The organism is Variovorax xiamenensis, assembly GCF_050916385.1.
In the GTDB taxonomy this organism is placed as follows: Bacteria; Pseudomonadota; Gammaproteobacteria; order Burkholderiales; family Burkholderiaceae_C; genus Variovorax.
On sequence record NZ_CP139038.1, the window covers coordinates 3013518 to 3025345 of the forward strand.

At 63.9% G+C, this 11828-nt stretch carries 13 protein-coding genes; 6 read left to right on the forward strand and 7 right to left on the reverse strand.

Going from position 1 to position 11828, the window contains the following annotated elements; all coding sequences use genetic code 11:
• The 4 genes from SFB74_RS13545 to SFB74_RS13560 form a co-directional block, all read right to left on the reverse strand.
• Nucleotides 1–582, reverse strand: a complete 582-nt coding sequence (locus SFB74_RS13545; RefSeq protein WP_432731319.1) for a DUF4433 domain-containing protein — start codon at nt 580–582, stop codon at nt 1–3.
• 78 nt (nt 583–660) lie between these two features.
• Nucleotides 661–1143, reverse strand: coding sequence for a hypothetical protein (locus SFB74_RS13550; protein ID WP_432731320.1), 483 nt, complete (start codon nt 1141–1143; stop codon nt 661–663).
• Nucleotides 1144–1153: 10 nt separating this feature from the next.
• Nucleotides 1154–2296, reverse strand: a complete 1143-nt coding sequence (locus SFB74_RS13555) for an ImmA/IrrE family metallo-endopeptidase (protein WP_432731321.1) — start codon at nt 2294–2296, stop codon at nt 1154–1156.
• A 186-nt stretch (nt 2297–2482) separates the two neighbouring features.
• Entirely contained in the window at nt 2483–3550 is a 1068-nt protein-coding gene (locus SFB74_RS13560) for a tyrosine-type recombinase/integrase (protein ID WP_432731322.1), read from the reverse strand.
• Nucleotides 3551–3756: 206 nt separating this feature from the next.
• Here SFB74_RS13560 and dusA point away from each other — a divergent pair, with 206 nt between their 5' ends.
• Entirely contained in the window at nt 3757–4722 is a 966-nt protein-coding gene (gene dusA, locus SFB74_RS13565) for a tRNA dihydrouridine(20/20a) synthase DusA (protein WP_432731323.1), read from the forward strand.
• A 167-nt stretch (nt 4723–4889) separates the two neighbouring features.
• Nucleotides 4890–5702 (forward strand): IclR family transcriptional regulator, encoded by an 813-nt coding sequence (locus tag SFB74_RS13570; RefSeq protein WP_432731324.1) that lies wholly within the window; start codon nt 4890–4892, stop codon nt 5700–5702.
• 5 nt (nt 5703–5707) lie between these two features.
• On the opposite strand, the gene SFB74_RS13575 is transcribed toward SFB74_RS13570, so the two are convergent.
• Together SFB74_RS13575 and SFB74_RS13580 are read right to left on the reverse strand one after the other, a co-directional pair.
• Nucleotides 5708–6382 (reverse strand): winged helix-turn-helix domain-containing protein, encoded by a 675-nt coding sequence (locus SFB74_RS13575; protein WP_432731325.1) that lies wholly within the window; start codon nt 6380–6382, stop codon nt 5708–5710.
• Complete coding sequence (locus SFB74_RS13580; protein ID WP_432731326.1) at nt 6379–6558, reverse strand: hypothetical protein; 180 nt, start codon at nt 6556–6558, stop codon at nt 6379–6381. Before SFB74_RS13580 ends, SFB74_RS13575 begins: the two co-directional genes overlap by 4 nt.
• A gap of 176 nt (nt 6559–6734) precedes the next feature.
• On the opposite strand from SFB74_RS13580, the gene SFB74_RS13585 reads away from it, so the two are divergent.
• Nucleotides 6735–7349, forward strand: coding sequence for a TetR/AcrR family transcriptional regulator (locus SFB74_RS13585; RefSeq protein WP_432731327.1), 615 nt, complete (start codon nt 6735–6737; stop codon nt 7347–7349).
• A gap of 12 nt (nt 7350–7361) precedes the next feature.
• Here SFB74_RS13585 and SFB74_RS13590 read toward each other — a convergent pair whose 3' ends face one another.
• Nucleotides 7362–8003 (reverse strand): GntR family transcriptional regulator, encoded by a 642-nt coding sequence (locus SFB74_RS13590; RefSeq protein ID WP_432731328.1) that lies wholly within the window; start codon nt 8001–8003, stop codon nt 7362–7364.
• A 128-nt stretch (nt 8004–8131) separates the two neighbouring features.
• Here SFB74_RS13590 and scpA point away from each other — a divergent pair, with 128 nt between their 5' ends.
• Genes scpA through meaB form a run of 3 tightly spaced genes read left to right on the forward strand, consistent with a single transcriptional unit; the run spans nt 8132 to nt 11825 of the window.
• On the forward strand, nt 8132–10294 hold the full coding sequence (gene scpA / locus SFB74_RS13595; protein WP_432731329.1) for a methylmalonyl-CoA mutase: 2163 nt from the start codon (nt 8132–8134) through the stop codon (nt 10292–10294).
• 11 nt (nt 10295–10305) lie between these two features.
• Nucleotides 10306–10779 carry a GNAT family N-acetyltransferase gene (locus SFB74_RS13600; protein ID WP_432731330.1) on the forward strand — a complete coding sequence of 158 codons (474 nt, stop codon included), beginning with the start codon at nt 10306–10308 and terminating at the stop codon, nt 10777–10779.
• Nucleotides 10780–10826: 47 nt separating this feature from the next.
• The gene (gene meaB, locus SFB74_RS13605; protein ID WP_432731934.1) at nt 10827–11825 is read left to right on the forward strand and encodes a methylmalonyl Co-A mutase-associated GTPase MeaB; all 999 of its coding nucleotides are present in this window, start codon (nt 10827–10829) and stop codon (nt 11823–11825) included.
• Nucleotides 11826–11828 lie beyond the last annotated feature (3 nt).

An 11828-nucleotide genomic window follows, 5' to 3' on the forward strand; every position in this document is an offset into this window, starting at 1 on the left:
TTACCTAAAGAAAAAATCCGGATCCACAACTACTGGAAGCGTAAACCCTTGCTGAGCCAAACGCCCAGCAGAGCCGCTGTCGGGAACGTAGGCTCCCGCGATCATGTTGGGCAAGACGCTATGAGGGATAAGCACCTCAGCGCACTTGCGAGACTTATGCCTATAGCCGCGAATCTCGTCATCCGGATGAGTCCAACTGCGCGCATAGATGTCGTCGAAGTCCAACAGCGCCCACTGGTCGGGAGCGCAGAAGCGAACATACCCGCTCGCTGCATTTTGATCCGTAATCACTGCTCCCTGCAGCTCAAGTATGCGCCGCGATACCCTGAGCACGCAAACGTCCTCGGCTCGTCGCTTGAAGAGCATGGGATTGCGGGCGTGGAAGTAGAGATTCGCGTATTGATGAAGACGCAGACCACCAGGCACGATCTTGATATCGCGCCGATCCTGCATTTCCTGCATCGCGACACTATGGTGTGCTAGCTTGGATGCTCGCTCGTGCGACAAGATTCCGTGCTGCAGAACCGAAGCGATATTTGCGATCGGCATGATGCATTGCAGTTCGGTTACTCGCGGATCCATGTGTTATCTGTTCGAACGTGTTCTCAGGCGCATCTGACGCGACTCAATCGGCTCGAGTTGCATGAGTAGCGACGACGGTTAGGCAGCTTTCTGATCGTCGTCTGGCGTGTTGAGTCGCCAACTGACATCGTCGTTGAAGTCCATTTCCATGACGATCGGATCTTGTTCCTCGTTGATACGGTTCCAGTGCATCACATCAAAAGTGAGCTGAACAGCGTCGCCTACCATTTGCTCGCGGCGTTGCTGAAAGGATCGATGCGCAATGTGACGCGGAGCATCATCAATGTCATGCCAAAGCGTGGTTTGTTGATTGCCTTGCCAAGTGGTCACTGCCAAATTGACTCGGTACGGCTTTCCCGTCACTGTGTCGCGTCGGACCTCTTCGCGCGCAGCGCCGGAAAACTGCTCGGCTAATCTCTCTATTGCGGTCTTAGGCTTTGGAAGCGGCCAGCCCATTCTCACCGCGTACTTGGCAACGTCATGCATATCTACAGACGTCTTGCCGGTTTCGTCCTTATACCGTTTGATGATGCTCTGCATCTCTTGAGTCTTTTTTGCCATGGGTCCTTCCTTAATGACCTACTTGAGCGACGTCCCCCCAGCCGTCCACAACGGCGCCGGGAGTTACAAACGAGCGAATTTTTGTCAGATGGCTAGCGAAGCGTGTGTACTGACCGGTTCGGAATCGAAGCTGACCGGCAACAAGGCCGGGGTGAACGCGTAAGGTCGCGGCGACCCCCAAGATGTCGCGATCCGCGAACGTCGGAGCCTTTCTCGCAATGAAGCTATCCATCGTTTTTTTAGGCACGCAGAACTCGGCCGCCGCTGCATTTGCGATGCGTTCTTCCTCAGAAACTGCATCACTTACTCCTGCGCGAGCACCCTCTAGATCAGCGTCGATGGTGATAGCTGTCTTGCCATGCTCTTGGAGCACATGTTCAAGCTCGTGACGAAGAACAAACCAGAAATTGTCGATGCGATCAAAGCGCAGCGTCATGCCAATCACCGGCGAAGCTCCATCCAGCCAGAAGCAGACACCATCGATTTTCGCGGAAGGCAGAGACTCTACGATCACGAACCTTATGCCGCATTCCGCTAGGACTCGCGGAACCTTGCGAGTTTCCTCTGCGGCCGCCATGAGTGGGCGAAGCATCTCAATAGCGCGACGACCACTCGCCGCAGAATACTTCGCAACAAGCATCTCGGACGCTATTTGCCGCACGCGATACAACCAAGCCAATTGAGTGGTGGTCGCTCCCTCCGAGACCACGGTCCGCTTTGCAGCGTGAGGAAGAATCTCGATGTCATCAATTGCATCGACGCCAAAAAAACGCGTGAGTTCTCTTTCGACGATCGGCAGATCCCGCACATCGGGGGCGTCGAGCCACCCCCGCTTGATCATTTCCGCAACGGGCAGACCGCCAAAAAGTTGTGCGCGTGTTGCTCTCTTCGGATTCGGGCGAACAACTAGGCGCGCTTTTGCCAAATCGAAGTTGCGTTGCAGCGCGAGAAAGCGATCAGCTGGGACTTCAAAAACTTCTTCAAGCGTGATGGCTATCTCGGGCGTGACGGCCTTTTTGTCGGCCACAAGCTTGCTAATGCCGGTCTCTTCGGCTTCCAAGACTACTGCCAGCACACGGTTGGACCACCCCCGCTCCTGCAGCAGGTGGCCGAGCAGCTGCCCGGGTGTGCGAAACTCATCTTCAACGTCCATGTTTGCCATTATGTGTGATTTGCACAAAATCGCAAACTCATATTTTCGGTTGATGGATTGGTGCCGCATTTCGCAGCGCCACACTCGGTGTTGCGGTTCTCTTCTGTTTGATGTGTGGGTGGGCGTGCATCAAGAGAATGAGCAGCCTTGAGTCGTTTCACCCAGGCTCTGGCACGTGCCGCTGAGCTATGAGTCGTATGTCCGGTAGGCTTGGCTGTCTTTGGGTGTAGAAGCGTGAAGGCCGAGCTTCTCTAGCCAAGGCCAATCAGCGTACCTGTCGCTGCGGTGGCGGATGTGCGTGTAGCGCCGCAGTGAACTCCAGGTTCGGTGCCCGGAAACGCTTGCGACGTTGGGGATGTTCCAGCCCAGTTCGAATAGGCGGCTGATTCCGTCATGACGCAGGTCGTGGAAGTGCAGATCCTCGATGCCGAGCAAGGTGCACGCATCGGTGAAGACGCGGCTGATGGTTCCGCTGTCGTAGGGAAAGATTCGGCCCGTCTGTCCGGGCGTCTTGCGCCGATTCAGGATGATGGCCAGCGCCTCAGGCGTCAGGTTGCATCGGACGTCGTTGCCTGTCTTTTCGCCTGGGTGCTTCATGTCCCGCACCCAAATGTCCGGGTGCGCTTCATCAAGGTCTTGGAAGGTCTGCCGCGTGATCTCGTCCTGACGCCGCGTGCTGAAGATCGCATAGGCCACGATTTCCTGCATGGGGATCGATCCCTTGCGACGGTTGCCAAAGAGCGTCATGAGCCTGTCCAGCTCTTCGAGGGTGGGGCGCCGATCTCGCTGTCTTGATTTTGAGGTCAGGCCGAGCGCCTTGCACACCTTGCGCGCGTCGTTGATGACCTGTGGGTCGAGCTGATACCCCCAGGCCGGTCGCGCCAGTTGGTAGACCGCCGAGATGTGTGACAGGTAGTTGTCGGCCGTCTGCGGCAGGACGCCGAGGTCTTTGGCGAACTGCACCCAGTCGGCGCTGGTGATGGCCGAGCCACGCCGCTTCGCCAAGCTGGTGGCCGCCACCGTGTTGAGTACCTGAGCCTTGGTCTTGCCGATGCCCTTGCGGTACTCGGCGACGTATTTCTGTATGGCCTCGGCGAACGTGGGATCGGGTGCCTTGAGTTTCGCTAGCGCGCCGGGCTGGGCCAGCTCGGCTTCCCGGCTCTTCAGCCAGAGTCGTGCGGCCGGATCACGGTCGAAAGTCTCGGTCTCGCTGTGGACGACGATGCCGCCCTCCTTGATTCGGATGCGAGCCATGTGCGCTACGCTTCCGTCTGCGCGCTTGCGCTTCGTGATGGTTCCCAAAGGGGGCCTTCCAGTGGTACATGCCAGTTTTGTGGCACGCAATGTACCACCGAGACCGAAAAAACAGCGCTGAATGACACTGAATGACGACGAACGAGAACCCCCATAACCCCGCGCCAGTGCTTGATTTTCCTCAAAATCCCCGCGCGACCGAGGCAATGCGTTTGTCCGTTGCACCCATGATGGACTGGACCGACAGGCACTGTCGGTATCTCCATCGCCTGCTATCGCGTCATGCGCTGCTCTACACCGAGATGGTGACGACCGGCGCGCTGATGCATGGCGACGTGCCGCGCCACCTGCGCTTCAACGCCGAGGAACATCCCGTCGCATTGCAGCTCGGCGGCAGCGAGCCGGCCGATCTCGCGCACTGCGCGAAGCTGGGCGAGGAGTGGGGCTACGACGAGATCAACCTGAACTGCGGCTGCCCCAGCGAGCGCGTTCAGCGCGGCGCCTTCGGCGCCTGTCTCATGAACGAGCCGCAACTGGTGGCCGACTGCGTGAAGGCGATGGTCGACGTGGTCGATGTGCCGGTCACGGTCAAGCACCGCATCGGCATCGACAAGATCGAAAGCTACGAATTCGTTCGCGACTTCGTCGGCAAGGTGAGCGAAGCCGGCTGCAGGACCTTCATCGTCCACGCGCGCAACGCGTGGCTGCAGGGACTGAGCCCGAAGCAGAACCGCGAGATCCCGCCGCTGCGCTACGAGCTCGTGCACCGGCTGAAGCACGAGTTTCCCGACCTGCACATCGCCATCAACGGCGGCATCACGGTCAACGCGCAGGTGCACGAGCATTTGCGGCTGCTCGACGGGGTGATGGTCGGGCGCGAGGCGTATCACAACCCGTGGTGGCTGGCCGAATGGGACGCCGAGTTCTTCGGCGCCGGCGAGCAGATGCTGACGCGCGAAGAAGTCGAGTCGCTGATGTGCGGCTACATGGCCCGCGAGGCGGCCGAGCACGGCACGCACTGGTGGCCGATCGCGCGGCACATGCTGGGCCTGCGCAACGGCCTGCCGGGCGCGCGCCGCTGGCGGCAGGTCTGGAGCGACCACCGCCTCAAGACGCTGCCCGCGCACGAAGTCATGGCGCTGGCACGCGAGCCTGCCGCTCAGGCCGCCTGAACCCCCTGGCGCCGCGCGCGCCTTTTCCGGGGGCGGGATCTGGGCCGACACGGCCACAAGCCTTTTGCTGAAACGATGTTCCGAAATTGCTACTTCACGATAAGTGGCGCGTCAACCGTTTTTTGCTGAAAAATGAGGACATCAGGGACATAAAAAGGTTTGGATACATGAATGACGCGATTGGCGGCAAAGAAGAAGTAAGTGCGCTCGCCAGAGGCCTGGCTCTACTGAGAGTCATCGGCATGGCATCGGCGCCCATAGGCAATCGCGAACTGGCAGACACCACGGGAATCCCCAAGGCCACGGTGTCGAGGCTCACCGCCACGCTGGTGAGTGCGGGGTATTTGCGACAGTCGCAGGACAGCGAGCGCTTCAGCCTCGGCCCCGCGCTGCTCGACATGAGCAGTCGCTACCTGCGCCATTTCGATCTGCGTACTGTTGCGCGGCCGCATCTGGCGGCGCTCTCGGAAGCCGCGGGCGTGAGCGTGCACCTTGGCGTGCGCGACGAGCTCGACATGCTCGTCATCGATTCGCTGCGGCCGCGCTCGGTGGTCATCAGCTCCCGCATCGAGGTGGGCACGCGCATGACCATCGCAACATCGGCCGCCGGACGCGCCTACCTGGCGGCGCTGCCCGCGACGGAGCAGTCGGAACTGCTGGCGCAGATTCAGGCCGAAAGCGGGGAGAGCTGGGGCGTCATCGAGCCGGGTTTGATGTCGGGCCTCGACGAATACACGCGACTGGGCTACTGCGGCTCCTTCGGCGAATGGAATCCGCACATCCACGCCATCGGCTTCGCGCTGGAGGGGCCGCGCGGCGAGCGCTATTCGGTGAGTTGCGGCGGCCCGGCCTACCTGCTGCCCAAGGACACGATGGTGGCGCGCATCGCGCCGTTGCTGCTCGAGACCGCGCAGCGCCTGGCGGGGGAGGTCGGCACCTCGGCCGCGATCGACGAGCGCGCCGGCCGGGCCGAAGACTAGTTGGATCAGTGGTCGTTGCGAAGGCTCAGCACGTAGCCTTCGCCGCGCACCGTGTGCAGCAGCTTCAGCCCGAAAGGACCGTCCAGCTTCTGCCGCAGCCTCAGGATGCCGACGGTGACCATGTTGTCGCGCTTCTCGGCACCTGAGCCCCACACGGCCCTGATCAGCCTTGCGCGCGACAGCACCTGGCCGTGGTGCGTCATCAGCACGTACAGCAGCTCGAAAAGTGTGGCGCTGAGGCCCAGGTCCACGCCCTGGCGGAATGCCTTGCCGCGCGAGCGGTCGATCGCCAGGTCCGCGAGGCGCAGCACCGCGGCCTCCGGGCCGCGGCCGCGGGAAGCCAGTGCCCAGGCGCGCGCCAGCAGGTCGGCGGGCTCGTAAGGCTTGACGATGTATTCGGTCGCGCCCTCCGCCAGCCCCTCGAGCCGGTCGGCCAACTGGTCGCGCTGCGTGAGCACCAGCAGCGGGGCGCTGGTGCCGCGCCGGACCGAACGTATCGCCGCGTGGTCCGCCGCGGGCTGCGTGGCGTCCAGAAGAATCAGCGCGTACGGCTTGCCGGCGGACAGCCACGCGGCGGCATCGCGTGCGGCGGCCACGTCGATGGCGAAGCCGCACCTTCCGAGCACGCCGGCGAACTCGTCGCGCATCCTGTCTTCGGAGCCGAGAAACAGGGCATTCATGGGCGAGGCTCCCTTGCCGCGGGGGCTGGTGCGACATGGGCATTCGTGGCGCCAGCGCCGGCCTGCGTCTGCCTGTGGGCGCAGCCATCCATCAGGAAGACGCCGACCACCAGCGCCAGCACGGTGGCATGGGTGACGGCGAAGCTGGAGAGGTATTTCGTCTTTGCGGTCGTCATGTCGTGTCGGTCGTGTCTTTCCTGGGTCGGACCGATGTGGCACTTCCCTTCGGAGCCATCGGAAAAGCGGCAACGATCATTTCCAGATTTAAAACTGTACGGTACGGTTCATTATTGAGAGGCCTCTTGGCGATGTCAAGAAAACTGTACAGTCGGGTATTCTTTTGAAAGGCGAGATGAAGGTCCGGACAGAAGCGCGGCGGCAGGTGATCCTCGAAACGGCGGTGGCGCTGTTCAGGGAGCTGGGTTACGAGCGCACGTCGATGAACGAGCTGGCGAAGCGCCTGGGCGGCTCGAAGGCGACGCTGTATGGCTACTTCGCCTCGAAGGAGGAACTCTTCGTCGCGGTCGTGCAGGCCGTGGCCACCTCGCACCTGGCCGATGCCGCGGCCGAACTGCTGGAAGTGAAGGAGGGTGCCGCCCTCGCATCGCAGCTGATGCGATTCGGCGAGCGGACCCTCGCCGTGATGACCAACGACGCCGACGCGATGGCGGTCTACCGCATGGTCATCGCCGAGGCCGGACGCTCCGACGTGGGGCAGCAGTTCTATGAATCGGGGCCTGCCGAGTTCATCCGAAGTCTCGCGGGGTTCATGAAGTCGGCCATGGAGCGCGGCGAACTCCGGCGCGCGGACCCCGACGTGACTGCGCTGCAGTTCACCGCGTTGCTCACGGCGGAAACCGAACTGCGGCTCTACCAGGCGAACCCGGCGCCGATGTCCGTGGAAGACATCAGGGCGATGGTGCGGCGCGCGGTCGAGATGTTCCTCGCCGGCGCGGCGCCGCGCTGAGGCGGCGGCAGGCTAGTTCGCCGCTTCCAGGCCGTTGTGGAAGTGCTCGCGCATGCGGGCCATGGCGCTTTCGGCGTCGCGCGTTTCGATGGCGGCCATCACCGCGCGGTGCTCGGCCAGCGATTCCCCGATCCGGCCCGCCTTCAGCAGCGAGTTGTGCCGGTTGAGCTTCATCACCTTGCGCAGGTCGGCCACCATCTGGTCGCGCCACTTGTTGTTGGCGATGGCCAGCAGGCGCATGTGGAAGCGCTCGTTCACGGCGAAGAAATGCTCGCGGTCTTCCGGCGAGGCCGCCGCCTCCAGCTCGGCGTGCAGCGCCTTCAGCTCGGCGCGTTCCGCGTCGGTGGCGCGCTCGGCCACCACGCCGGCGGCGTCGCTCTCCAGCAGCGAGAGCAGGTGGTAGACGTCGGCCAGGTCCTGTTCCGACACCTCGGTCACGTAGGCGCCGCGGCGCACCTTCATCGTCACCAGGCCTTCGGCCGCCAGCACCTTCAGCGCCTCGCGCAGCGGGGTGCGGCTGATGCCGTATTCCTCGGCCAGCTTGAGTTCGTCGATCCAGCTGCCGGGCTCCAGCTCGCGGCGGAAGATCCGCTGGCGCAGCAGTTCGGCCACCTCTTCGTAGAGGGCGCGGGGGGTGAGGGTGACGGCGGACATGGGCCGGACTGTACTTCAAAAATGGCGTTTGAATTAATAATTATGGATCGGTTAGACTCGCGGCCGGCTTGCAAATCCCTGCAGGCGAATTTGCGAACACCCTGCAAGACACTGCGAACGGCCCCTTCATGAGCAGCAAACCCGAACCCTCTTTCAAGCAAGCCGATCTCGAAGCCTGGGCCAAGGCCGCAGCCAAGTCCGCTCCCGGCGGCGACGTGAGCGCGCTGGACTGGATCACGCCCGACGGCATCGCCGTGAAGCCGCTGTACACCGCGGCCGACCTGCAGGGCCTGAAGTACACCGACACGCTGCCCGGCTTCGAGCCCTACCTGCGTGGCCCCCAGGCCACCATGTACGCGGTGCGCCCCTGGACCATCCGCCAGTACGCGGGCTTCTCCACCGCGGAAGAATCGAACGCCTTCTACCGCAAGGCGCTGGCCGCCGGCGGGCAGGGCGTGAGCGTGGCCTTCGACCTCGCCACCCACCGCGGCTACGACAGCGACCATCCACGCGTGACCGGCGACGTGGGCAAGGCCGGCGTTGCGATCGACTCGGTCGAGGACATGAAGATCCTGTTCGACCAGATCCCGCTGGACAAGGTGAGCGTGTCCATGACGATGAACGGCGCCGTGCTGCCGGTGCTCGCGGGCTACGTGGTCGCGGCCGAAGAGCAGGGCGTGGCACAGGACCAGCTCAGCGGAACCATCCAGAACGACATCCTCAAGGAGTTCATGGTCCGCAACACCTACATCTTCCCGCCCGGGCCGAGCATGCGGATCATCGGCGACATCATCGAGTACACGGCGCAGAAGATGCCCAAGTTCAACTCGATCTCGATCAGCGGCTATCACATGCAGGAAGCCGGCGCGAACCAGGCGCTCGAACTCGCCTTCACGCTGGCCGACGGCAAGGAATACGTGAAGACCGCGCTGGCCAAGGGCCTCGACGTCGACGGCTTCGCCGGCCGCCTGAGCTTCTTCTGGGCCATCGGCATGAACTTCTATCTCGAAGTCGCCAAGATGCGCGCCGCGCGCCTCTTGTGGTGCCGCATCATGAAGGAGTTCGAGCCCAAGAACCCCAAGAGCCTGATGCTGCGCACGCATTGCCAGACCTCGGGCTGGAGCCTCACCGAGCAGGACCCGTACAACAACGTGGTGCGCACCACCATCGAGGCGATGGCCGCGGTGTTCGGCGGCACGCAGAGCCTGCACACCAACGCGCTCGACGAAGCCATCGCGCTGCCCACCGAGTTCAGCGCCCGCATCGCGCGCAACACGCAACTCATCATCCAGGAAGAGACGCACATCACCAACGTGATCGACCCCTGGGCCGGCAGCTACATGATGGAGAAGCTCACGCAGGACATGGCCGATGCGGCCTGGACCATCATCGAGGAAGTCGAGGCCATGGGCGGCATGACCAAGGCTGTCGACAGCGGCTGGGCCAAGCTCAAGATCGAAGCTGCCGCGGCAGAGAAGCAGGCGCGCATCGACTCGGGCAAGGACGTGATCGTCGGCGTCAACAAATACAAGCTCAAGAACGAAGACCCGGTGGAGATTCTTTCCATCGACAACGTGAAGGTGCGTGAGCAGCAGGTCGCGCGCCTGCAGAAGATCCGCGCCTCGCGCGACAACGCCAAGGTGCAGGCCGCGCTCGACGCGCTCACCGAAGCCGCCGAGAACAACACCGGCAACCTGCTCGCGCTGAGCATCGACGCGGTGCGCCTGCGCGCCACGGTGGGCGAGATTTCCGACGCGCTCGAAAAGTCCTTCGGGCGCCACCGCGCCGACACGCAGAAGGTGACCGGCGTGTACGCAGCCGCCTACGACTCGGCCGAAGGCTGGGAAACGCTGAAGACCGAAATCAACGCCTTCGCCGAGGAGCAGGGCCGCCGCCCGCGCGTGATGATCTCCAAGCTCGGCCAGGACGGCCACGACCGCGGCGCAAAAGTGGTCGCCACCGCCTTCGCCGACCTGGGCTTCGACGTGGACATGGGGCCGCTTTTCCAAACGCCCGAGGAGTGCGCGCGCCAGGCCATCGAAAACGACGTGCATGCCGTCGGCGTGAGCACGCTCGCGGCCGGCCACAAGACTCTGGTGCCCGCCATCATCGACGAGCTGCGCAAGCAGGGCGCGGACGACATCATCGTGTTCGTCGGCGGCGTCATTCCGCGGCAGGACTACGACTTTCTCTACGAAGCCGGCGTCAAGGGCATCTACGGGCCGGGCACGCCGATTCCCGCCAGCGCCAAGGACGTGCTGGAGCAGATTCGCGCGGCGGTCACGGCCTGAGGCGCGTCGTCGTGAGCGATCTCTTGTCGCGGCTGTCGCTGCAGCCGGTGGATTCCAGCGATTTCGAGGCCATGCTGGCCCTGCGCATCGACGCGATGCGCCCGAGCCTGGAGCGCGTCGGCCGCTTCGACGTGGCGCGTTCGCGCGAGCGCCTGAGCGCGGGCTTCGTCGTGCCGTACATGCACCACATCGTGCTCGACGGCGACCAGCGCATCGGCTTCGTCACGCTCAAGCCCGAGGACAGCGACGCGCTGCGCCTCGACCATCTCTACCTGCGCACCGGCTTCCAGGGCCTGGGCATCGGCGAGTGGGTGCTCGAATGGGCCAAGTCGCAGGCGCGCGAGCAGCAACTGGACATCAAGCTCACCGCGCTCGTGAAGAGCGACGCCAACCGCTTCTACCAGCGGCACGGCTTCGTGCTCGAAGGCGGGGAGGGCGTCGACCTGTACTACCGCTGGCGCGTGGCGTCGGAGGCTGCGTGCTGAGCGACAAGGCTCGAGCCCTCGAAAGCGCGATCGCCGGCACCGAAGGCATGCCGCAGCGTCGCGCCATCGCCAAGGCCATCACGCTGCTCGAATCGACGCGCGACGACCACCGCGCGCAGGCCGACGAGCTGCTCACGGCGCTGCTGCCGCGCACGGGCAGTTCGTTCCGCCTCGGCATCTCGGGCGTGCCGGGTGTCGGCAAGTCGACCTTCATCGAGACGCTGGGCCTGCTGCTGATCGGCAAGGGGCATCGCGTCGCGGTGCTCACCATCGACCCGTCGTCCACCGTGTCGGGCGGCTCCATCCTCGGCGACAAGACGCGCATGGAGCGTCTCTCGGTGAGCGAGCGCGCCTACATCCGGCCCAGCCCGTCGAGCGGCACGCTCGGCGGCGTGGCCGAGAAGACGCGCGAGGCCATGCTGGTGTGCGAAGCCTCGGGCTACGACATCGTGATCGTCGAGACCGTCGGCGTGGGCCAGAGCGAAACCGCAGTGGCCGGCATGACCGACATGTTCGTGCTGCTGCAGCTGCCCAATGCGGGCGACGACCTGCAGGCCATCAAGAAGGGCGTGATGGAGCTGGCCGACCTCGTCGTCATCAACAAGGCCGACATCGACAAGGACGCCGCCACGCGCGCGCAGGCCCAGATCACTTCGGCGCTTCGCCTTTTCGGCCACCAGGGCAACCCCGAGCACGCCCATGCCGCGCACGACGCGCACAGCGGCGCCGAGGTGCGCTTCTGGCTGCCCAGGGTGCTGCAGCTCAGCGCGTTGGCCAACACCGGCGTCGATGCCTTCTGGGACGCCGTCACGCAATTCAGGCAACTGCAGACCGCCAACGGCCGCCTCGCGAAGCGCCGCGAGAAGCAGGCCACCGCGTGGATGTGGGAGCGCATCGACGCAGGCCTCAAACAGGCCTTCAGGCATCACCCCCAGGTGCGCGAGCTGCTGCCGCAGCTCACGCAGCAGGTGGCGCAGGGCACGCTGCCGGCCTCCACGGCCGCGCGCAACCTGCTCGCCGCGGCCGCCATCGCGGCCAGACCATGAAGA